Annotated in this window: 14 protein-coding genes and 1 pseudogene; 9 read left to right on the top strand and 6 right to left on the bottom strand. The window is 73.2% G+C overall.

Annotation, left to right across the window (positions count from 1 at the left end; genetic code table 11):
* Positions 1-52 precede the first annotated feature (52 nt).
* Positions 53-865, top strand: coding sequence for a GntR family transcriptional regulator (locus ACIRL2_RS17340; RefSeq protein ID WP_402232940.1), 813 nt, complete (start codon positions 53-55; stop codon positions 863-865).
* Between the two features lie 219 nt (positions 866-1,084).
* Here ACIRL2_RS17340 and ACIRL2_RS17335 read toward each other — a convergent pair whose 3' ends face one another.
* Positions 1,085-1,816 (bottom strand): GntR family transcriptional regulator, encoded by a 732-nt coding sequence (locus ACIRL2_RS17335; protein ID WP_395863918.1) that lies wholly within the window; start codon positions 1,814-1,816, stop codon positions 1,085-1,087.
* Positions 1,817-2,023: 207 nt separating this feature from the next.
* Positions 2,024-3,556 (bottom strand): glycosyltransferase family 39 protein, encoded by a 1,533-nt coding sequence (locus tag ACIRL2_RS17330; RefSeq protein WP_402232937.1) that lies wholly within the window; start codon positions 3,554-3,556, stop codon positions 2,024-2,026.
* A 186-nt stretch (positions 3,557-3,742) separates the two neighbouring features.
* On the opposite strand from ACIRL2_RS17330, the gene ACIRL2_RS17325 reads away from it, so the two are divergent.
* The 5 genes from ACIRL2_RS17325 (at position 3,743) to ACIRL2_RS17305 (ending at position 7,429) form a co-directional block, all read left to right on the top strand.
* Positions 3,743-5,242, top strand: a complete 1,500-nt coding sequence (locus tag ACIRL2_RS17325) for a serine/threonine-protein kinase (protein WP_402232936.1) — start codon at positions 3,743-3,745, stop codon at positions 5,240-5,242.
* A 323-nt stretch (positions 5,243-5,565) separates the two neighbouring features.
* Positions 5,566-6,105 (top strand): TetR/AcrR family transcriptional regulator, encoded by a 540-nt coding sequence (locus ACIRL2_RS17320; protein ID WP_395863924.1) that lies wholly within the window; start codon positions 5,566-5,568, stop codon positions 6,103-6,105.
* Positions 6,102-6,434, top strand: a complete 333-nt coding sequence (locus ACIRL2_RS17315) for a DMT family transporter (RefSeq protein ID WP_402232932.1) — start codon at positions 6,102-6,104, stop codon at positions 6,432-6,434. Before ACIRL2_RS17320 ends, ACIRL2_RS17315 begins: the two co-directional genes overlap by 4 nt.
* Complete coding sequence (locus tag ACIRL2_RS17310; RefSeq protein WP_402232930.1) at positions 6,427-6,867, top strand: DUF5360 family protein; 441 nt, start codon at positions 6,427-6,429, stop codon at positions 6,865-6,867. The genes ACIRL2_RS17315 and ACIRL2_RS17310 overlap by 8 nt, the downstream gene beginning before the upstream one ends.
* Before the next feature lie 79 nt (positions 6,868-6,946).
* Entirely contained in the window at positions 6,947-7,429 is a 483-nt protein-coding gene (locus ACIRL2_RS17305) for a peroxiredoxin (RefSeq protein ID WP_395863929.1), read from the top strand.
* A gap of 105 nt (positions 7,430-7,534) precedes the next feature.
* Here the strand turns inward: ACIRL2_RS17305 and ACIRL2_RS17300 are convergent, their stop codons facing one another.
* Positions 7,535-8,455: a S1 family peptidase gene (locus ACIRL2_RS17300; RefSeq protein ID WP_402232926.1), complete on the bottom strand. Its 921-nt coding sequence runs from the start codon at positions 8,453-8,455 to the stop codon at positions 7,535-7,537.
* A 246-nt stretch (positions 8,456-8,701) separates the two neighbouring features.
* Between ACIRL2_RS17300 and ACIRL2_RS17295 the strand changes: the two genes are divergently transcribed.
* On the top strand, positions 8,702-9,730 hold the full coding sequence (locus ACIRL2_RS17295) for an ABC transporter substrate-binding protein (RefSeq protein ID WP_395863933.1): 1,029 nt from the start codon (positions 8,702-8,704) through the stop codon (positions 9,728-9,730).
* A gap of 200 nt (positions 9,731-9,930) precedes the next feature.
* The gene (gene fes, locus ACIRL2_RS17290; protein ID WP_395863935.1) at positions 9,931-11,154 is read left to right on the top strand and encodes an enterochelin esterase; all 1,224 of its coding nucleotides are present in this window, start codon (positions 9,931-9,933) and stop codon (positions 11,152-11,154) included.
* Between the two features lie 90 nt (positions 11,155-11,244).
* On the opposite strand, the pseudogene ACIRL2_RS17285 reads toward fes, so the two are convergent.
* The 3 genes and pseudogenes from ACIRL2_RS17285 to ACIRL2_RS17275 all read right to left on the bottom strand — a co-directional run.
* Positions 11,245-12,656, bottom strand: a pseudogene (locus ACIRL2_RS17285) (DHA2 family efflux MFS transporter permease subunit); the annotation flags it as partial.
* A 174-nt stretch (positions 12,657-12,830) separates the two neighbouring features.
* Positions 12,831-13,046, bottom strand: a complete 216-nt coding sequence (locus tag ACIRL2_RS17280) for an MbtH family protein (RefSeq protein ID WP_395863937.1) — start codon at positions 13,044-13,046, stop codon at positions 12,831-12,833.
* On the bottom strand, positions 13,033-20,364 hold the full coding sequence (locus ACIRL2_RS17275) for an amino acid adenylation domain-containing protein (RefSeq protein ID WP_402232923.1): 7,332 nt from the start codon (positions 20,362-20,364) through the stop codon (positions 13,033-13,035). Before ACIRL2_RS17275 ends, ACIRL2_RS17280 begins: the two co-directional genes overlap by 14 nt.
* Before the next feature lie 143 nt (positions 20,365-20,507).
* Here ACIRL2_RS17275 and ACIRL2_RS17270 point away from each other — a divergent pair, with 143 nt between their 5' ends.
* Positions 20,508-21,689 (top strand): amidohydrolase, encoded by a 1,182-nt coding sequence (locus ACIRL2_RS17270; protein ID WP_402232921.1) that lies wholly within the window; start codon positions 20,508-20,510, stop codon positions 21,687-21,689.
* Positions 21,690-21,726 lie beyond the last annotated feature (37 nt).

Raw genomic sequence — 21,726 nt, 5'->3', positions numbered from 1 at the left:
CGATCCCCGCCGCCGACCCGAAACGCGGCCGGGAGCCGAGGAGAATCCGGATATGACGCCGAGCCCGACAGCGCGCAGGAAAAGCCGGACCGCCCTCGCCCGGGAGGCGATCCGCGGTCGGATCCTGCGCTTGGAGATGGTGCCCGGCACGGTGTTCAGTGAGGGGGAACTGGCGGCGGTCCTGGGGATGGGCAAGACGCCGGTGCGCGAGGCGCTCAATCTGCTCACCCACGAGAGCCTGGTCGCGGTGGCGCCGCATTCGGGCTACCTGGTCATGCCGGTCACCCTGCGCGACATCCGCGAACTGCTCGAACTGCGCCTGACGATCGAGACGTTGCTGGCCCGGCTGGCCGCGAGACGGCAGGAGGCGGCGGGGCCGCGCGGGCTGGAGGACACGGCGGACGCGTGGCGGCGGGCGGCGGCGGCCGTGGTCGCGACGGGCGTACCGGGCACGCGTCACCGGTCCGGCTCTCGCGCCGGGGCGGGTGTCGGGCCGGAGCCGCTGGGGTGGCTCGGACTGGGCGCCGCGCTTGCCGAGCGGGCCGGGAACGGGCGGGCCGCCGAGGTCGAGCACTACGTGCTGCGCCACCACCTCCGGCATGTGTGTCTGGCCGCCGCGCTCGGCGATCCGCGCTGGCCGGCGCCCGATCACGGGGCATTGCGGGCCGCGCTCTCGGCGGGTGATCCGGAGGCCGCGGCGAGCGCCGTCGAGGCCGGCGTCCGGGCCCTGGGCGCGGCGCTGGTCGCCGCGCTGGTGCCGCCGGTCGCCGCGCGGCTGGGCCGTGCGGACGACGACGGATTCGGCACCGAGCCGCCGGCGGAACTGCTCGACCTGGACCTGGGCACGCTGTTGCGCGACGGGTGAGGCCGGGCGGTCGGGCCCGTACGCCGCATCGGCCACCAGCAGGGTCGGGACGCGGGCCGGGCGGCGGCGTTCGGCGCGCGAGCCCGGGCGATCGCGGTTGGGATGCGGGGCCAGGGGATCACGGTCGGGTCGAGGTTCCGGGTGATCACGGTCCGCGCGCGGGCCCGGATTGCGGTCGCAACGCGGGCCCGGGACACGGTCGGGACACGGGCTCGGTGATCACGGTCGGGACGCGGGCCCGGCGATGTTCACGTCCAGCAGCGCGTCGCTGGAGAGCAACGTGTCCAGCACCCGCTCCCGACATCCGGTCAGCCGGGTGTGCACCGCGCGCCGTGCCGCGCCCGGGTCGCCCGCCGCGAGTGCCTCCAGCAGCGGCGCGTCGTCGCCCGCGATGGTGCGGGGATGCGGACCGTCGGCGGCGACGCACAGCCGGAGCAGCCGGTGGTGCGCGTGCAGGGTGCCGCCCAGCGCGCGGCGCAGATGCCGATTCCCGACCGGCTCGGCGAGCAGCAGATGCAGCCGGGTGTAGCGGTCCAGCCACGCGTCCGGACCCTCGACCGGTCGCCGGGTCCGTACCCAGGCGTCCTCGCGGGCCACCAGCGCGGTGACCTCGGTCGGCCGGCACGCCACCGACGCCGCCGCGTCCTGTTCCAGCGCACGATGCAGGTCGAACAGCTCGCGCGCGGAGCGTACGGTGACCCGGGAGACCCGGTAGCCGCTGCGGGGGATGACCTCGACGAAGCCGTCCTCGGCGAGCAGCGCGAGCGCCTCGTGCACGGGTGTCTTGCTCATGCCCAACTCGCCGGCCACCGCCTTCTCGGTGAACCGCGCGCCGGGCGCGAGTTCCAGGTGCAGCACCCGGCGCCGGATCTCCCGGTAGGCCGAGCCGGTCAACGATCCGGGCCGCCCCTCGCCGCCGGTGCGATAGCCGGGCGGACTCGCATTCGCCATGACGCTCCTCCCTGCGTGGCCGCATCCTACGGGCGCGGCACGGGCCGATCCGGGGTGTGCCCGGGCGGTCGGGCCGGTCGCCGACCGCCGATCCGGGCCGGTGCGAGGGCGGGTCCGACCCGGGTGGGCGCGGACCGGTCCGGTCGGTCCGGGTCGGTCGCGTTCGGCTCGGACCGGCTCCGGTCGGCGCCCGTCGGCGCCCGTCGATCAGTAGAAGTGCCGCAGGTCGGGCCACAGACTCGACCAGGGCCGCGCCGTGCCCGCGCACAGTTCGACCACCGCGTGCTGCTCCTCGTTGTCGACGCCCTTGCCGTTGTCCACCCGGGTGACGAGGCGACAGTCGACGAAGTCCCGGAAGCGTTGCGTGGCCTCGCCCTCGCGCACGATCACCACCGGGCCGTCGGCGCGATCCGGCGGCGGTCCCCAGTCGGCGAAGGACATGTGGCCCGAATACGGCTTGGGCAGTCCGCGGGCGGGACCGTACCGGTCGAGCGCGCCCGCCTCGCCGTAGTTGCCCGCGAACAGCACCGCCCGGTCGCGTTGTTCGGGCGGAATCCGGGTCCAGGCCACCGCCGCGGCGTCGGCCAGTTCCGGCCAGCCGATCTGTTCGCCCTGCTCCGGGTTGATCCCGTTCACCGCGTTCACCTTGGCGGCCGGCAGCAGTGGCAGCGAGATCACCGCGCTGGTGACGGTGGCGATCACCAGCATCGAGCCGACCGGTACCCGCCTGGCGGGCCGGGCTGCGACCCACCGCACGGTCGGCTCGCAGCCCGCCGCGACCAGGACCAGCAGCAGCGGCAGCGCGTAGTACGACTTGCCGCCCGAGCCGATCACCAGGACGCACAGGACCAGATAGCCGAGCAGTATCGAGCGGGCCCAGCGCAGTTGTTCCGAGCGCCACAGGCAGATCCCGCCGGCCACCCAGATCGGCACGAACAGCGGTGACAGGTAAGCGATTTGCAGCGGAACGAACATGATCCGGTTGGTCGTTCCGTCGTCCGAGCCGATGCCGGCCGCGACGGTGAACTGCGGCCAGTCGTGGCCGGCCTGCCAGATCAGACCGGGCGTAGCGAGCACTACCGCGATCGCGATGCCCCCGCCCAGCCAACGGCTGCGCAACACGTCCCGGGGCCCGACCGCGAACAGGCCGACGAGCAGCGCGACCACGAGATAGCCGACCAGGTACTTGTTGAGCATCGCACCGCCGACGGCGGCCCCGACCGCGAGCCACCAGCGTCCGTCGCCGGTGCGCAACAGGCGCAGCGTGAACCACGCCACCAGGAGCCACGCGAGGATGTCGAGCGTCGCGGTGGACCACAGGTGACCGACGCCGAGCACGATGCCGGACGTGGCCGTGCAAGCCGCCGCGAGTAGTTGGCCGGGCCGGCCGGATCCGAACTCGCGTGCTATCAGCGCGACGACCAGTACGGTGGCCGCGCACGCGAGCGCGGCGAATATCCGCAGATCCTGCGGGTCGTCCCCGAACAACTCACCCGACACGCGGGCGAGTAGCGGGGTGAGCGGAGGCTGATCGACGTAACCCCAGGCGAGGTGCCGGCCGGCCACGACGAAGTACAGCTCGTCGCGATGGAAGCCGTAGCGCGAGGACACCGCCGTCTGCACCGCGAAGACCGCGAACATGATCAGCGAGACGGGCAAGGTGGCCAGGGGCGGCAGGGCTCGCGGCGCCGGAGCGGGCAACAGCGGTTCGGTCGACGTGCGTTTCTCCACACGGCTCATTACGTCATGGTGCCGGATCGGGCATCCCCGCGGCAGAGACTGGCACGCGGGTCCGGACAACGAGTCGGGAACGAATTCCGGCACCTCTTCCTCCGGATCGGCGCGAAATCGGCGCGATCCGGGATGTCCGTTTGCCGGCGCGGTGACCGAATCCGGCCCACACTGTCATTCGGGGGTGGGCCTGCCATGGACACGCGAGGTTCGGGTCGTCTTGTCGCCGCCCGATACCGGCTGCTCGAGCAGTTGGGTTTCGGGGGCATGGGTGTGGTGTGGCGCGCGACCGACGAGCTGTTGCACGTCGAGGTCGCGATCAAACAGGTGAGCATCGGCGATTGGCTCCCGGACGCGGAACGCGAGCAGCGCGTCGCCCGGGCGATGCGCGAGGCGCGGAACGCGGCGCGGCTGCGCGAGCATCCGCACATCGTCAGCGTGCACGACGTGGTGGTCGAGGACGGCGTGCCGTGGATCGTGATGGAGTACGTGCCGTCCCGCACGCTGGCCGAGGTGGTTGCCGAGGACGGCCCGCTGACGGTGGAGCAGGTCCGGGTGGTCGGGACCGCGCTGGTGGACGCGCTGGCCGCGGCGCACGCGCTGGGCATCGTGCACCGCGACGTCAAGCCCGCGAACGTGCTGTTCGCGCCGACCGGGCGGATCGCGCTGGTCGACTTCGGCATCGCGGTGCACGAGGACGACGCGGGGCTGACCGCGTCCGGGGTGATCGGGACGTTGGAGTACATCGCGCCCGAACGGCTGCGCGGGGACGCCGCGACGCCGGCCGCTGATCTGTTCTCGCTGGGCTGCACGCTCTTCCAGGCGGTGGAGGGCACTTCGCCGTTCCGGCGCGAGCAGGCGTACGCGAGCATGGCCGCGGTGCTGGGTGAGCCGCCGCCGAGGCCGCGCCGGGCGGGGCCGTTGACCGAGGTGATCCTTGGCCTGTTGGACAAGGATCCGGCGGGGCGGCCGGACGCGGACCGGGTCCGGCTGCTGCTCGCGGCGAACGTGACCGACAGCGGTGCGCGGAACATCGCGCGGCAACTGGCCGCGCCGACGGAGCTCGCGCGGCCCGCGGCGGCCGGGGAGCCGGGGTCGGCGGGGCCGGAAGGTTCCGCGGACGCGGAGGGGTCCGCGGGAGCGCTGGGGCCGGCGGGCGCGGAGGGAACGACCGTGCCGGTACCCGTACATCCGGCCGGTATACCCGCCGCCCCGACACCTGCGGCCTCACCCGCCGCCACTCCGCCTGTCGTGGAGCCGCCGCAGCAGCAGCCGACCCGACCCGCTTCGCCGCCGCTTCGGGCTCAGTCGCCCACCGTGCCGCTGCCCGAGGATCCGGCGGCTGCGCCGCCTCGGCGCCGGCGACTCGCGTACATCATCGGTGCGGTCGTCGCGATCGTCGCGGTGGTCGCGCTGATCGTGGTGGTGAGCCTGCTGGTGAACGGTTCCGGGGACGGGAACGACGACAACGACGGGGACAGCCCGGGGGTGCAGAGTTCGGAGTCGGCTTCCGAGACGCCGACGGATGCCTCCTCCGAGGCGGCGCCCGAGGCGGCGACCGACGCTTCCGGGTCGAGCGACGGGGCTTCGACGGACTCCTCGTCCGAAGCCGAGCAGGCCGTCCCGTCCGGCGGGTCCACCGACGAGAACCCGGCCGGCGCCGGGTCGGCCTCGGGCGCGGCGCCGGCCGGCTGAACGCCGCCCCGGTCGACGCCGGCGCAGCCGCCGCCCGGGCTCGGGAGTCCGTCGGCCACCGCCGCGTCGACGAGCCCACCGAGTGACCCGGGCGCGCCCCTGCCCACCTCCGCCCCGGCATCCCAGGCCGCCGAGCGGCGACCCGCCGCGTCCCACCGGACCCCTCCCGACCCCCTGCCGACCTCTCGTCATGCGGCAACTCCTGTGCGCTGCAAGGTGGATCACCCGAACAAGGACACGTGCGCCGAGGTGATTCGCTGCTACCGTTGCTCCCGACCGTCCGGACGGTCCGGAGGGATGCGGAGCGGGACAGGAGTGCGCCGATGCGCGATCGACTGCTGGACGCGGTGGAACGAATACTGGTCCGGGACGGTGTGGAGGCGGTCCGGCTGGACGCGGTGGCCCGCGAGGCCGGCGTCAGCAAGGGCGGACTGCTGCACCACTTCCCGAGCAAGCAGGCGCTGGTAGAGGGCGTGGTCGAGCGGCTGGCCGACCGATTCGAGGCCGCGCTGCCCGAACCGGGTTGCCCGCCCGGGGCGTTCGCGCTGGCGTGGCTGGACGCGAGCATCCCCGCCGAGTCCCCGACCGGCGACCGCAGCGGCGTCGACCAGGTCCCACTCGCGCTGCTCGCCGCGGCCGGCGGCCCCGAGGTGCTGGCCTGCCTGCGCGAGCGCTACGCGCACTGGCAGCGCCGACTGGCCTCGGACGGCCTGGACCCGGCGGTCGCCGACCTGATCCGGATGGCGGTGGACGGCTGGTGGGCGGCCCGGTTGTTGGACCTGGGCGTTCCGCACGACGCCGCGCACACCGACCTGCGCGCGCTGCTGACCGATCTGGTCCGCACCCGAGGCGGCGCGGCGTGATCGCGGGACTGCTGGTCGGCGGGGCGATCCTGGCCGAGGTCACCGCGACCCTGTCGCTGCGCGCCTCGCACGGACTGACCAGGCTCGTCCCGAGCGCGGTCGTCGCGGTCGGCTACCTGCTCGCGTTCGTGCTGCTCGCGCAGGCGCTGAAGACGTTGAACGTGGGTCCGGTGTACGCGATCTGGTCCGGCCTGGGCACCGTCGGCGCACTGGCCGGCGGCGTACTGCTCTACAACGAGCCGCTCCGGCCGGGCACGGTGCTCGGCATGACGCTGGTGGTCGTCGGCGTGGCGGTGCTCTACCTGTACGGCGGGACGACCCATGAGTAGCGCGGCCGTGCGCTCGCGCGGCGCCGACCTGATGTGCTTCACCCGGGTCTCGATGACCATCGCCGACGTGGGCTTCCTGGTGTACTGGACCGTCACGTTGTTCGCGCTGATCCCGGCCGAGTACGCGTACAAGGACTACGCCGATCCGGTGATGGGCGACTGGAACCACTCGTTCGTGCCGCTCGACCTCGCGGCCGCGGTGACCGGTCTGGCGGCGCTACGCCTGGGCCGGCGTACCGCGACGGGGAACGCCCACCCGCTGATGCTGATCTCGCTCGTGCTGACCAGCACCGCCGGCCTCCAGGCCATCGCGTTCTGGGTACTGCGCGGCGACTTCGCGCCCGAATGGTGGCTGCCCAACCTGTTCCTGCTGCTCTTCCCGCTTCCCGCGATCGTGCTACTGGTCCGGCGGATGGCGCTCGTGCGGCCGTGAGCGACGCCGGGTAGCGTCTCGGTGCCCAAGCGCGCCGGCCGCACGCCGCCGCCCATCCCGCCCGAGGAGAGACCACGACGTGTCCAAAACCCCCGAGATCGGCGCCCCGGCGCCGGACTTCACCCTCGACGCGGTGCACCTGACCGGCGGCGAGGCCGAGCGTGCTCCGCTGACCCTGTCCGCCCAGCGCGGCCGCCCGGTCGTGTTGGCCTTCTACCCCGGCGACGACACGGCGGTCTGTACGAAGCAACTGTGCTCATACTCCTCCGGCTTCGAACAATTCACCGATCTCGACGCCACCGTCTGGGGGATCAGCCCGCAGGGCCTGGACAGCCACGAGCGTTTCGCCCGCAAATACGACCTGCGGATGCCGCTGCTCGCCGACACCGAGCACAAGGTGGTCGAGGCCTACGGCATCGGCCTGGGCAGCAACGCCCTGCGCCGAGCCGTCTTCATCATCGACGCCGAGGGCATCCTGCGCTGGAAACACGTGGCCCTCGTCGGCCTCACCTACCGCGGCATCGACACGCTCACCGCCCAACTCGCACTCCTGCGCCGCTGAGCGTGTCGGTGCTCCCGGAGGGCGAGCCGGGAAGTTCGGGGGCGGGAGGCAGGTGGGGCGGCTTCGGGTGGGTCGCCGAGCGACTCCGCGCACGGGGGACGGGGCTCAGAAGTTCAGGGGTTGGATGAAGGTGGGGGCGCCTTCGGGTGGGCCGCCGCTGATCAGGGCGACTCCGGTGGGACCGGTGTGGACCGGGCCGCCGGAGTCGCCGGCGGCGCCGGATTGGGTGCTGCGGGCCAGGCCGGTGACCGGGCCCTCGGGGTAGTTGACCGTGACGTCGGTGGCGTCGATGGTGCCGCAGCGGGTGCCGCTGGTGGCGCCGGTGCCGCAGACCCGGTCGTCGAGTCGGGGCCGGGCGAAGCCGGTGATCGTGGTGGTGGAGTCGCCGTCGAGGATGTCGGAGGCCAGGGCCAGGCCCTCGGCCGCGGGGATGACGGCCCAGTCGGCCCCGGGGAAGCGGGACTCGTCGACGGTGCCGATCAGGGTGCCGGTGCCGTCGTACCAGGTGGGTGCGTCGCGGGCGCAATGGCCCGCCGTGCCGGTCGTGTTCGCGCGGTATCCGTTGAAGCCGGCGGTGCAGATGAAGACCGTGCCGGTGAGCCCGCTGTAGAGCGGGCTGCCGCCGTGGAAGCCGGTGGTGGCGGCCCGGGGGTCGGGGCCTGTGGCGGGCCGCCTGGCCACGCGGGTGGTGACCGGCGCGCCGAGTTCGGTGATCTCGACCAGCGCGGGCAACATCCGGGCGGTGTGCAGGAAGGCCGACGTGACCGGGTCGGCGGCGCCGCGCAGCGTCGCGATCGCGAGCGTGCAGCGCCGGTGATCGACGTACCAGTACTGGTTGTTGCCGGCCAGACCGTTCAGGGCGAGCTCGTCCAGGCGGTGCCGGAGTGTGCTCAGTCGCGTCAACCGGTCGGCGAGGCAACCGCCGCTGGGCGGGTCGGCCGTGGCCGGGGCGGCCAGACCGGCGAGCACGAGCACGGCCGCTGCGGCCATCGACACCATCGAACGCGTCACGGTGGTCCGCTTCATGCGGGAAACCGTACGGACCGGCGCCCGGCCACAGGCACCGATCACGCCACGGTCACCCGTACGGGCGGCCGAGATCCCCCGCAGGGGCATCGAACGTGTGCCGCTCGGGCGTGACATGGGCCACCCGGATCGATGGGAACCCGTACCACCTTGCGGAACGTATGGAAGGTAAGGCTAACCTAAGTGCGACCTCGCGGGTCGTGCCGTGCCCCGGCCTCCCGCCCTTCCTCGCGCCCGGAGTCCCAGATGTCCTCTTCTCATCGCTCGCTCGCGACCGCCCGGCGGCGCGTGGTTCGGCTGTTCGCCGTGGCGGGGGCGGCCGGCCTGCTGCTCACCGGGTGCGGTTCCGACTCCGACTCGAAGTCCGACGACAAGCCCGCCGCGAGCCAGGGCAGCGGCGCGCCGGCGGGCGGCGACTCGGCCGGCGGCACGCGCACGGTCAAGGACGCGACCGGCACCGCCGTCCAGGTACCGGCCGCTCCCCAGCGGATCGTGGTGCTCACCCAGGAGGATCTGGACGCGGTACTCGCCCTCGGCGTCAAGCCGGTCGGCATCACCAACGGCCAGGGCCTGGACAAGCCGCCGGCCTACCTGGCCGACAAGGTCAAGGGCATAGAGGTGGTCGGGAACCTGCTGCAGCCGGTGATGGACAAGGTGATCGCGGCCAAGCCGGACCTGATCCTGGCCGGCGACATGCAGGACGAGCAGGTGCTCAAGCAGCTTCGCAAGATCACCCCGGCGACGCTGGTCACGATGGCGCCCACCGACGACTGGAAGTTGTCCTTCCGGGGCATCGGCAACGCGGTCAACAAGCTGGACCAGGCGAACAAGGTGATCACCGACTACGAGGCCAAGGCCAAGAAGACCGGCGAGGACCTGACCGCGAACAAGGGCGCCGCGGTGAGCATCGTGCGCTGGAACCCGAACGGCCCGAGCTGGATGGAGAAGCGCCAGTTCGCCAGTGGCGTCGCGCTCGACATGGGGCTGACCCGGCCCAAGGCGCAGGACAAGGACGGCAACGCGCACACCCCCGCGTTGAGCCTGGAGAAGATCTCCGAGATCGACGGCGACTGGCTGTTCCTGGGCACGCTCACCTCGGACGGCGCGAGTGCCCTCAAGGAGGTTCAGGACAAGCCGGCGTACAAGGAGTTGAACGCGGTCAAGAAGAACCACGTGGTCGCCGTGGACGGTTCGGTGTGGTCCACCCGAGGCGGCCCGTTGGCCGCCGGCGTGGTGCTCGACGACCTGAGCAAGGCGCTGTCCGCCACCTCCTGACGTGCCGTCATCGGCAGTGCTCGGCCCCGGGAGCGTCACGCGCCCGGGGCCGAGCCCGTATCGGGGCCGGGCCCGGGGCGGACCGAGCCCCGTGCCATGGCCCGGCCCGCGCCGGACGGCGGCCCGTGGGACCGGGCCACGGTGCCGCCCGCGGGGTCCCGACCGCCCGTTTCGTCTTCGCGCAGAAAGCGACCAGCATCATGGACACACCCATCCTGCACGCGCTGACCGAGGCGGTCGCCGCCGGACGAGTCGACGCCGGGCCCGAGTTCTGGGCCCGGGTCGAGCAGGTCGGCGCCCCGCTGATCGAGCCGGATCCGGGCGATCCCGGGCAGCGGCTGGTCACCTTCGTGTGGCGGGACGACCCGGCGGCGCCCGCGAACGACGTACTCGCGCTGCTGCACACGTTCACCGACCGGGACCGGCACGCGGGCGATCTGACGCCGCATCTGATGCGTCGGGTCGCCGGCACCGACGTGTGGGCGATCACCCATCGGCTGCCCGCCGACCTGCGCGCGTCGTACCAGTTCTTCGTCGGCACCGGTGCGCGCGGTCGGACGTTGCGCACCGATCGCGCCGCCTGGCTGGGCGTGTTGGACGCGGCGGTGCCCGACCCGTACAACCACGCGCCCACGCTGGCCGCGCGGGACGGGCGCAATCCGTCCTCGGTGCTGGCGCTGCCGGACGCGCCCGGGCAGCCGTGGGCACGGCGCCGGCCGGGCGTACCGCGCGGGACGCGGCTGGACACCACGGTGGACGGACGCCGGGTGAGCGTGCTGGTGCCCGCGGGCGTTCGGCACGAGCCCTACCGGGTGGCGGTGTTGCTGGACGGCGAGGTCTGGGGCTCGGTGCTGGAGATCGGTGACACGTTGGACAACCTGCACGCCGACGGCCGGATCCCGCCCACCGTGGCGCTGCTGGTGGACACGATGGGTCGGGAACGGCGGATGGCCGATCTCACCTGTAGCGAATCGTTCGTGGACTGGCTCGCGGACGTGCTGCTGCCGTGGGCCGGCCGGCGTCACGGGGTGAGCGGGGATCCCGCGCACACCGTGCTCGTGGGGCAGAGCGCGGGTGGGCTGACCGCGGCGTTCGGGGCGTTTCGTCGACCGGACCGATTCGGCAACGCGCTGTCCCAGTCGGGGTCTTTCTGGTGGCCCGACCCGGACGAGAGCAACGACGGACCGGAGTGGCTGACCCGACGGTTCGCCACGAGCGAGCGCCTGCCGATCCGGTTCCACCTGGAGGTGGGACTGCTGGAGTGGATGCTCCTCGCGGAGAACCGCCGGTTGCGCGATGTCCTGCTGGAACGCGGATATCCACTTACCTACACCGAGTTCGACGGCGGCCACGACTACGCCTGTTGGCGGGGCGGGCTCGCCGTCGGACTCGTCGACCTGCTGTCAGCCCCGGACGGGCGCTGAGGCTCCGGCCGAATCGGTGCGGGCTGACTCGGGCTCGGGAGCAGTCCCCGGATCCGCTCCCGCTTCGGCTTCGTGACCCGTCCCGGGTGCGGCGCCGGGTCCCGTCCCGGGACCCGGCTCGTCGTCGTCCTCGAACGGTGGCGGTGCCGGTGCCTGGTGTGGCAGGCGCAGCGCGAACAGCGCGCCGAGCGCGACCAGTCCGGCGGTGACCCAGATCGCCGCGCGATACGGCCCCGGCGCACCGGCGTCGTGGCCCGAACCGCCGCCCGCCTCGATCACCGCGGCGCCGGCCGCGATCCCGAGCGAGCCGCCGAGCGTGCGGACGATGGTGAACAGCGCCATCGCGTGACCCATGTCGGCGGGCTCGATCTCGCCGAACCCGGCGATCTGTACGGTCAACACCGCCGTACCCAGAACCAGTCCGACGCAGAACATCAACACCCGTACCGCCCACGCGTTGTCCGCGACGCCCGGCAGCGCGAGCGCGCCGAACACCAGCGCGGCCAGGACCAGGGCCGGTGTGGTGAGCCGGCGCGGGCCGAGTCGGGGCAACAGCCGGTCCACCACCTGTGACGCGAACATCAGGCCGACCGCCTCGGGAAACACCCCGAGCCCCGCGTCCAGCGCCGAAGCGCCCAACGCCGCCTGGTACAGCAGTGGGAAGACGAACAGCACGCCCATCAGCCCGGCCGAGGTGACCAGGGCCAGCGCGGTCGCCGAGCCGAAGGCCCGATCGGCGAGCAGCCGGAGCCGCAACAACGGCTCCTCGGCCCGCAGTTGGTGCGAGATCGCGACCACCGACAGGACCAGGCCGAGGATGCCGGCGATCGCGATGGCGGGCGTGGTCCACCCCTGCGAGGGCCCGAAGCCGAGCGCGTAGGTGAGCAGCCCCAGGGTCGGCGCGGTGAGCCAGAACCCGGTGCGGTCGAACGGCCCGACCACACCGGCGCGGTGCTCACGCAGCCCGAACAGGCCGAGCAGTACGGCGGCCGTGCCGATCGGCACGTTCACCAGGAACAGCCAGTGCCAGGAGAGGTGTTCGGTGAGGAATCCGCCGAGCGGCGGACCCAGCGCGGGCATCAGCGCGGTCGGCACGATCAGCCACTTGGCCAGCCGCATGCGCTCGTGCGGCGCGAACGCGGTGAACAGAATGGTCATCCCGACCGGAGTCAACAGGCCGCCGGCCAGGCCCTGTACGACGCGTGCCAGGACCAGGGAGACCAGGTTCTGGGACAGGCCGCACGCGGCCGAGGCCGCGGTGAACACGGCCAGCGATCCCAGGAAGACGCGTTTCGTGCCCAAGCGGTCGCCGAGCCGGCCGGCGACCGGGAGCGCGGCCACCAGGGCGACCAGAAAGGCGATCTCGACCGTGTTCGCGGCCACCGCGGGCCGGTCGAAGTCCTTCGCGATGGTCAGCAGGGCCGGATTGACGATGGTCGAATCCAGGCCGTTCATGCACATCGCGGCGGTGTAGACGGCCACCACGATCCACGCGGACGCACCCTTCGCGGTCGCCGGCGGAGCGGGTCGGGCGCGCTCGCCGGCCGCCGCGGGACCGGGTTCGTCGCGCTCTTCGGTCGCGGCGGAAGCCGGTCCACCGCGCTCACCGGTCACCGCGAAAGCCGGCTCGCTGTGCTCCCCGCTCGCCTCGGGGGCCGGTTCGATGTGCTCCCCGGTCACCGCGCGGCCGGGCCGAGGTCGGTCCAGTGCGTGCCGATCCAGTCCAGCGCGACCGAGCGCGCGCACGGCCCGTGCGCAAGTGTCCAGCCGTCCGGCACTGCGGCGAATTCGGGCCACAGGGAGTGTTGCCCGAGGTCGTTCACCAGGACCCGGAACTCGCCGTCCTCGTCGTCGAACGGGTTCGTCGGGGTGTCGTGGTCACGAGAGGTCATGGGAGTCGTTCTCCAACTCGGTGAGGCGGTCCAGGACCACACGCGCGATCTGCGCGATCGGGCCGGGCAGGGTCATGTCCTTGTGCGAGCAGGCCACGTTCGTGTTGTCGATCCGACCGCTCACGTACGGGGCCCAGGTGTCGGGGGTGAGCGTGTCGTCGATGGTGTCGACGGTGGCCCGGAAGAACAGCACGTCGCCGCGGAAGACCCGGTGGTCGAAGGCCCGCACGAGGTGGTTGGTGTTGAGGTAGATGTCGTTGAGCGCCTCGATCGTGGCCTCGTCCAGCCCGGCCAGCGGACTGCCCTCGCGGCGCAACACCGCGATCACCTCGCCGAGTTCGAGCGGCGCGCCACCCAGACTCTCCGGTCCGTAGCCGCCCATGGTGAGCAGCGCCTCCAGCGCCTCCGCACGATCGGGCACCGGCAACTCGCGAAAGCCCTCGGCCGGATACGCGTCCAGGATCGCGAGCAACTCGACCTCGTGGCCCAGGTCCTGCAGCCGGGTCGCCATCGCGTGCGCGATGATCCCGCCGGTCGACCAGCCGAGCAGCCGATACGGGCCGTCCGCCCGGACCTCGCGCAGCCGGTCGACGTAGTGCGCGGCCAACTCCTCCAGCGTCCGGGGCAGTGGTTCACCGGCGGTCGCCGGGCCGACACCCTGGGCCTGGAGGCCGTGGATGGGCAGATCCGCCGGCAGGTGCCGGATCAGGCCCGCGTAGCACCAGGACAGGCCACCGGCCGGATGCACGCAGAACAGCGGAGCCCGATCGGTCGAGCCGGCCGGGCGCAGCGGCAGCAGTACGTCCAGCGCGTCGGTGTGCTCGGCCGCCTCCAGCGCGGCGTCCAGGCCGGCGGCCGTGGGCGCCTGGAAGATGGTGCCGATGCCGACGTCCGCGCCCAGCGCGGACTTGATCCGGCCGGCCAGGCGGACCGCGAGCAGCGAGTGGCCGCCGAGGTCGAAGAAGTTGTCGTGCACGCCGACCGCGGGCACACCGAGCACGTCGGCGATCAGCGCGCACAGCCGCTCCTCGCGCGGTCCACGCGGAGCCCGTCCGGCGCCGGCCGATGCGGTGTGGTCCGGGCGCGGCAGCGCCTTGCGGTCCAGCTTGCCGTTCGCGGTCAGCGGCAGCCGGTCGACCACGACCACGGCGGAGGGGACCATGTGGACCGGCAGGGTCGCGGCGGCGTATTCGCGCAGCGCGGGCCCTTGGACGCCGGCCCTCCGGACATCGACCGCTTCGACATCGACCTTTTCGGCATCGGGCCCGGCGACACAGGGCCCGGCGACATCGGGACCGGCGACCACGTAGCCGACCAGCCGCTTGTCCCCGGGGGTGTCCTCGCGCAGCACCACGGCGGCGTCGGCGACCGCCGGATGCCCGGCCAACACCGACTCGATCTCGCCGAGTTCGACCCGGAAGCCGCGAATCTTGACCTGCTGGTCGGCCCGCCCGAGATAGTCCAGGCCGCCGTCCGCGCGGCGGCGCGCCAGGTCGCCGGAGCGATACATCCGGGCCCCCCGCTCGCCGAACCGGGCCGCGTGCGGGTCGGCCACGAAGCGGGTCGCGGTCAACGCGTGCCGACCCAGGTAGCCGCGCGCGAGGCCCTCGCCGGCGACGTACATCTCGCCGGTCACCCCGGGCGGGACCGGTTGGAGCCGGTGGTCCAGGACGTAGACGCGCAGGTCGGGGATGTTCACCCCGATCGTGCTCGCGATCCCGGCGGCTGCCGACGCGCGAGAGAGCGGATGGTAGGAGACGTGCACCGTGGTCTCGGTGATCCCGTACATGTTCACCAGTCGCGGTGCGTCGTCGGGGTGCCGCTCGTACCAGTCGGCGAGTCGGGCGGGCTCCAGCGCCTCGCCGCCGAACACCACGTAGCGCAGCGCGAGGTCGCGTCCGGGCCGTTCCCGGTCGGCGGCCACCAACTGGTGGAACGCGGACGGCGTCTGGTTGAGCACGGTGACCCGTTCGTGGGCGAGCAGGTCGAGGAACTCGGCCGGGTCGCGGCTGACCAGGTGCGGCACCACGACCAGGCGACCGCCGAACAGCAGCGCGCCCCACAACTCCCAGACCGAGAAGTCGAACGCGTAGGAGTGGAACAGGGTCCACACGTCGTCCGGGCCGAAGCCGAACCAGTGGTCCGTCGCGGTGAACAGGCGGGCCACGTTGTGGTGGGTGACCGGCACGCCCTTGGGCCGGCCGGTGGAGCCGGAGGTGTAGATCACATAGGCCGGATCGCTCGCGCGCAGCGGGCGCTTGCGCTGCTCCTGACGCAGGTCGGAACTCGGGTAGGTGTCGGCGTCCTTGCCGTCCACCGGGATTCGGGGCAGGTCGTGCGCGGGCAGTCGACGTGCGGTCGCCGAGTCGGTGAGCAGCACGGCGGGCGCGGCGTCGTCCAGCATGTAGGCGAGCCGGTCGGCCGGGTAGTCCGGGTCGAGCGGCAGGTAGGCGGCGCCCGCCTTGGCGACCGCGAGCAGCGCGACCACCAACTCGGGGGAGCGCGGCAGCGCGAGCGCGACGATGTCGCCGGGTCCGATGTCGCGGGCGACCAGCAGCCGGGCCAGACGGTTGGCCCGGGCGGACAGTTCGGCGTAGCTCAGCGACAGGCCCGCGCAACTCACCGCGATCCGCGCGGGGTGCGCGCGGGCGGCCTGCTCGTAGCGGGCGACCAGGGTGGCCGAGGCGGTCGCGGTCGCGGTGGGCCCGGCGTTCCACTCGACGAGCGCGCGGTGCCGCTCGGGCTCGTCGAGCAGAGGCAGGGTGTCGATCGGCGCGTCCGGGTCGGCGACGGCGGCGGTGAGCAGTGCGGCGAGCCGGCGGGAGAGCCCGAGCACGGTGGCCCGGTCGAACAGGTCGGTGCGGTACTCGACGAACCCGCCGACGCCCCGTCCGGGTTGCTCGCCGACGTTCAGGGTGAGATCGAACTTGGCCGTTCCGGACGGCACGGCGGTCATCCGCGCGGTCAACGGGCCGAGCGCGAACTCGGTGTCGGGCAACGACTGCCACGCGATCAACACCTGGAACAGCGGGTGTCGGCCGAGCGAGCGCGGCGGGTTGAGCTCGTCCACGACCCGGTCGAACGGCAGGTCGGCGTGGTCGTACGCGGCCAGTGTGGCGCCGCGCACCCGATCGAGCAGGGTGCGGAAGCTCGGCGATCCGGACGTGTCGGCGCGCAGCACCAGGGTGTTCACGAAGAATCCGACCAGGTCGGCGGTGGCGTCGTCGTCGCGCCCGGCGACCGGCGTGCCCAGCGGGATGTCGGTGCCGCAGCCGTGCCGGGTGAGCAACGCGGCCAGCGCGGCCTGAACGGTCATGAACACGCTGGTGCCGGTCGCGCGGGCCAACTCCGCCAGGCCCGCGTGCGCGGTGGCGTCGAGGTGGAACGGGACCGTGTCGCCCGCGTACGAGGCGACCTGGGGGCGCGGTCGGTCGGTGGGCAGCGCGAGTTCGTCCGGCAGGCCGGCGAGGGTGCGCTTCCAGAAGTCCAGCTGCCGGGTGGCGGACGCGGTGGGTGCGGTGGCGGTGCCGAGCAGGCGGGCCTGCCAGGCGACATGGTCCGGGTAGCGCACCGCGAGCGGCGGGAACAGCGGTTCGCGATCGGTGACCCGGGCCGCGTAGGCGGTGGCCAGATCGCGGGCGAGCGGTGTGGTGGAGGCGCCGTCGCCGGCGATGTGGTGCAGGAGCAGGACCAGCGTGTGGGTGTGTCCGTCGGTGCGGAACAGCGTGCAGCGCAAAGGTGGTTCCGCGGCGAGGTCGAAGCGGTGGCGCACGGCGTCGGCGATCGTCTCCCCGGACGCCGCGAGGCGCAGCTCGGGGCGGGCCTGATCGGGCGTCAGGATCCGCTGGTAGGGCTCGTCCCCGTCCTCGCCGAGCACCGGGTAGACCGTGCGCAGCGTTTCGTGCCGGGCCACCAGGTCGGCCAGCGCGCGCTCGAGCGCGGAGTGGTCCGGCGAGCCGGTCAGGGTCAGCACGAGCGGGATGTTGTAGGTGGGGCTGGGCCCTTCGAGCCGGTACATGAACCACAGTCGCTGCTGCGCGGGCGACAGCGGCAGTCGGTCGCCGGTGCGCGGCACCGGTTCCAGTACCGGGCGCGACTCGGGATCCGTGCTCGCCCGGACCAGTTCGGCCAGGCCGGCGGGGGTCGGCCGGCGGAAGACGTCGGCCAGACCGATCGGTGCCTCGAAGCTCTCCCGGGCCCGTGCGGCGAACCGGGCGGCGAGCAGCGAGTGGCCGCCGAGGTCGAAGAAGTCGGCGTCCCGGGAGGGTTGTTCGGGCAATTCCAGGACGGCGGCGAACAGATCGCAGATGATCTCCTCGTGCAGACCGCGCGGACCCTCCCGCAGACCGGGCGCCACGGGCGCCGGGTCCGGCAGCGCGCGGTGGTCGATCTTGTCGTTGGCGGTGCGCGGCAGCGCGGGCAGGACGAGCACCGCGGCCGGGACCAGGTGTTCGGGCAGCAGGTCGGCGAGGTACGCGCGCAGCGCCTCGGGGTCCGGGGTTTGACCGGCGACCGGGACCACGTAGCCGAGCAGTCGTTTTCCGTGCGCCGCGTCCCGGGCGATCACCGCGGCCTGCGCGACGTCCGGGTGGGTGGCCAACACCGTCTGGATCTCGCCCGGTTCGATCCGGAAGCCGCGAATCTTGACCTGTTCGTCGGCCCGGCCCAGGAGTTCGAGGGTGCCGTCCGCGCGACGCCGGGCGAGGTCGCCGGTGCGGTACATCCGCCCGCCCGGATCGCCGTGCGCGGCGCCGAACGGGTCGGCGACGAAGCGCTCTGCGGTCAGGTCGGGCCGGTTCAGGTAGCCCCGGGCCAGGCACGCGCCGGCGATGTGCAGTTCGCCGGTGACGCCGACCGGGGTCGGCCGCAGCGAGTTGTCCAGGACGTAGGCGCGCGAGGCGCGGACCGGGGCGCCGGCGCCGTCCGGGCCCCAGAAGTAGGCATCGACGGTGGTCTCGGTGGGTCCGTACAGGTTGATCGGCCGGCTGCCCGGGATCGCGGAGAGTCGTTGCCACAGCGGCTCGGGCACGCTCTCGCCGCCGACCACCACGACGGCGGGGTGGTGCCGGCCGGGGGCGTCGAGGCCCTCGGCGAGCAGCGCCTCGGCGTAGGTGGGCGTCACGTCCAGATAGTCGACCCGGTGCTCGTGCAGGTAGTCGAGCAGCGTGGTGGGGTCGCGGTAGCCGGCGTCGTCGAGCAGGTGCAGTTCGTGGCCGTGCGCCATCCACAGGATCGGGTCCCACGAGGCGTCGAACGCGAACGAGGCGCTGTGTCCGATCCGCAGCCGGGTGCGCCCGGTGCGCTCGACGGCGGGCGCGATGTGGTCGGTTCCGTGGCTCGCGTACAGATTGGCCAGCGAGGCGTGCGAGACCGCGACACCCTTGGGCCTACCGGTGGAGCCGGAGGTGTGGATCACGTACGCGCTGTGCTCGGGGCGCGGCGGTCGCGGGGTGCGGTCCGGGTGCGCGGCCAGTCGGGCACGGGTGTTCGGGTCGTCCAGGAGCACGGTGTGGATGTCGTGCGCGGGCAGGCCCGCGACCGCCTCGGCGGTGCCGATCAGGCAGCCGGGTCGGGTGTCGGCCAACACGTCGGCGATCCGCCGGGCCGGGTGGCCGAGGTCGAGGAACTGGCAGACGCCGCCCGCCTTGAGCACGGCGAGCAGGGCGACCACGGTGTCCGCGCCGCGGTGCAGCGCGACGGCGACCGGGACCTCGGCGGTGACGCCGGCCGCGATCAGCTCGTGGGCGAGTCGATTGGCGGCCGAATCGACCTCGGCGAAGGTGCGCGCGTCCGTGCCGGCGCGGACCGCGATCGCGTCGGGCGTGCGGGCGACCTGGTGCGAGTACAGCTCGGGCAGGGTCGTGGTGACCGGTGGTTCGGCGCGACCGGCGGTGGCCCGCACGACCTCGTCGGGGGTGAGCAGGTCGATCCGGCCGATCGCCTGCCGGGGTTCGTTGTGCAGCAACTCGACGAGCGCGTCCAGGTAGCGCAGCAGGCCGAGTTCGTGATCGGCCAGAGCGGACGCGCGGTAGCGGGCGGGATGGGCGTCCAGTTCGATCCGCAGGCCGCCGCCGGCGGTCGGCACGACGCCGACGGCCAGGTCGTCCACCGGGCCGGCGGCCAGGTTGTGCACCCGGGCGACCGAGCCGTCCAGATCCAGGTCGCCCTCGAAGGCCTTGATGTTGATCATCGGCCCGTACAGCGGTTGTTCGCTTGCGACGGCGCCGAGTTCGCGGAGCAGGTCCTCCTGGCGGAAGCGCTGGTGTCGGCGGACGGCGCGCAGTTCGAGCACCACCCTGCGCAGCAACTCGGGCGCGGTGTCCCGGGGATGGACCGCGACCCGCAGCGGCAGAATGTTGACCGCCATCGCCGGGGTGCGCAGCGCCGTGGGGCTGCGCCGGTTGAGCAGCGGGAGGCCGAGGATGATCTCCCGGGCACCGGTGATGCGGTGCAGGTAGCCCGCGGTGGCGGCGATCAGCAGTTCGGCCCAGGTGGCCCGGGCGATCGAGGCGGCCTCGGTGAGCCGGGCGGCACGTTCGGGCGGAAGTTCGACGGCGCGGCGCAGGATCGGGGCCGCGGGCAGGGGAGCCGCGGGCTCCGAGGACAGGGTGACCGGTCGCGGACGGTCGGCGAGGTGATCGAGCCAGAACGCGCGATCGGTGTCGTACGCTTCGCTCGCTCGGTAGTCGACCTCCTCCGCGACCAGGGCGCGCAGGCTGCCGAAGGGGTTGGGGGTGGGCTGGTCTCGGCGGGCGAAGGCGGTGTACAACTCGGCGACCCGGCGGCCGATCAGGGTGAGCGCGTACGCGTCCACGGCGACGTGGTGGACCCGCCGGTACCACCAGTGGTGGTCGTCGGCGAAGCGGAACAGCGCGTGGGTGACCAGGGGTCCGGCGCTCGGGTCGACGGCCCGGTCCAGATCGGCGCGCATCCAGGCCCGGGCCACGGCCTTCGGGTCCTCGGCGGTGCTCAGGTCGACGCGGCGCACCGGGTGCTCGTGGTCGATGACGCGTTGGGTCGAGGTGCCGTCGGCGTCCGCCACCACCAGCAGGCGCAGCGTCTCGGCCTCGACAGCGACCCGGTGCAGTGCGCGGGTGAACAGGTCGGCGTCCAGCGGGCCGCGGATCTCGACCCGGTCACCGGTGTTGTAGACCGGATCCCCCGGGGCCAGCGCCTGGGCGTAGACGATGCCGGCCTGGGCGGCGAGCAGCGGCAGCCGGGCGGCGTCGGGGCCGGCCGCCGGCGCGGGCACGTCGGCCTCGGCGAGGTCCGGGACGGAAGGATCCGAAACGGTGGTCTCGGCCTGGTGGTGAGGCATGGTGTGGAGACTCCCGGGGCGCGACGACGGCAGGCGGCGCGTACCGATCCCCGGCACGCGAAGTTAGGTAAGCCTAAGCTATCTTCCGAGGGTCCGTCAGGGTGCCCCCGGGACGAAGAAATCTCGATGAAGCGGAGCGGAACATGAGCGTGGCCGACGTGGCGGACCGACCGGCCTCGGATGCCGACCGGGCCGCGATCCGCGATCGGGTGCTGGCGGATCGGGACGAATTGCTCGCGCTCAGCCGACGCATCCACGCCCACCCGGAACCGGCCTTCGCCGAACACCGGGCCTCGGCCTGGTGCGCGGACGTGCTGCGCGCCCACGGCTACGCGGTCACCGCGCCCGTGTTCGGCCTGGACACCGCCTTCGTGGCGAGCATCGGGTCCGGCCCGATCACGGTCGCGATCGCGTGCGAGTACGACGCGCTGCCGGGTCTCGGCCACGCGTGCGGACACAACCTGATCGCGGCGGCGGGTGTCGGCGCCGCCCTCGCACTCGGCCCGGTCGCCGATCGGCTGGGCCTGACCGTGCGCGTGGTCGGCACCCCGGCCGAGGAGCGCGGCGCGGGCAAGGCGCTGCTCCTGGACGCGGGTGCCTTCGACGGCGTGGACGCGGCGATGATGGTGCACCCGTGCCCGTTCGAGGTGGCCGAGTTCCGCTCCTTCGCACTCGGCACGCTGTCCGTGGAATACCTCGGCACTGCCGCGCATCCGAGTCTGAACCCGCACGAAGGACGCAGCGCCGCCGACGCGCTGACGGTGGCTCAGGTCGCCCTGGGTCTGCTGGGACGGCAGTTGCCTATGGACTGGCGGGTGCACGGCATCACCACGGCGGCGGGCACCTCGCCCAACGCGGTCCCGGAGCGGGCCACCGCCGAGTACGAACTGCGCACAACGGACGCGGCCGACCTGGCCGAACTGCGCGACCGGGTCGAGGCATGCTTCCGGGCCGGCGCGCTGGCGATCGGCTGCGAGGTCCGGCTGACCCGCCCCGAACCGGACTACCTGGACTTCCGCACCGACCCGACCCTGATCGCGCTATGGCGGGCCAACGCCCGGGAACTGGGCCGCCCGGACCCGATCGAGCGACCCCCCTTCGCGTGCACCGACATGGGCAACGTCTCGCACGTGATCCCGACCATTCATCCGGTCCTGGACATCACGGGTGGCACCTGCGGCCCGCACGAGGCGGCCTTCGCGGACGCGGCGATCTCCCCGGCGGCCGACCGAGCCATCCTCGACGGCGCCACGGCGATGGCCTGGACCGCGATGGACTACGCCCTGCTGCGCCGCGGAGGGGGAGCACCCGGCACGGCGGGATAGCGGCGCGAACGCCTGGGGAGCGCCGCGAACGCCCGCC

The sequence above is a fragment of the Embleya sp. NPDC127516 genome, from assembly GCF_044765325.1.
In the GTDB taxonomy this organism is placed as follows: Bacteria; Actinomycetota; Actinomycetes; order Streptomycetales; family Streptomycetaceae; genus Embleya.
The sequence above is the reverse complement of the archived record's forward strand: the minus strand, read 5'-3'. Positions and strand labels throughout refer to the sequence as shown.

Bases quoted from the DNA above. Each gene is read 5' to 3' on its own strand.
- ACIRL2_RS17340 (WP_402232940.1), top strand. From the start codon at position 53: ATGACGCCGAGCCCGACAGCGCGCAGGAAAAGCCGGACCGCCCTCGCC.
- ACIRL2_RS17335 (WP_395863918.1), bottom strand. From the start codon at position 1,816: ATGGCGAATGCGAGTCCGCCCGGCTATCGCACCGGCGGCGAGGGGCGG.
- ACIRL2_RS17270 (WP_402232921.1), top strand. From the start codon at position 20,508: ATGAGCGTGGCCGACGTGGCGGACCGACCGGCCTCGGATGCCGACCGG.
- ACIRL2_RS17325 (WP_402232936.1), top strand. From the start codon at position 3,743: ATGGACACGCGAGGTTCGGGTCGTCTTGTCGCCGCCCGATACCGGCTG.
- ACIRL2_RS17295 (WP_395863933.1), top strand. From the start codon at position 8,702: ATGTCCTCTTCTCATCGCTCGCTCGCGACCGCCCGGCGGCGCGTGGTT.
- ACIRL2_RS17275 (WP_402232923.1), bottom strand. From the start codon at position 20,364: ATGCCTCACCACCAGGCCGAGACCACCGTTTCGGATCCTTCCGTCCCG.
- ACIRL2_RS17300 (WP_402232926.1), bottom strand. From the start codon at position 8,455: ATGAAGCGGACCACCGTGACGCGTTCGATGGTGTCGATGGCCGCAGCG.
- ACIRL2_RS17320 (WP_395863924.1), top strand. From the start codon at position 5,566: ATGCGCGATCGACTGCTGGACGCGGTGGAACGAATACTGGTCCGGGAC.
- ACIRL2_RS17280 (WP_395863937.1), bottom strand. From the start codon at position 13,046: ATGACCTCTCGTGACCACGACACCCCGACGAACCCGTTCGACGACGAG.
- fes (WP_395863935.1), top strand. From the start codon at position 9,931: ATGGACACACCCATCCTGCACGCGCTGACCGAGGCGGTCGCCGCCGGA.
- ACIRL2_RS17310 (WP_402232930.1), top strand. From the start codon at position 6,427: ATGAGTAGCGCGGCCGTGCGCTCGCGCGGCGCCGACCTGATGTGCTTC.
- ACIRL2_RS17330 (WP_402232937.1), bottom strand. From the start codon at position 3,556: ATGAGCCGTGTGGAGAAACGCACGTCGACCGAACCGCTGTTGCCCGCT.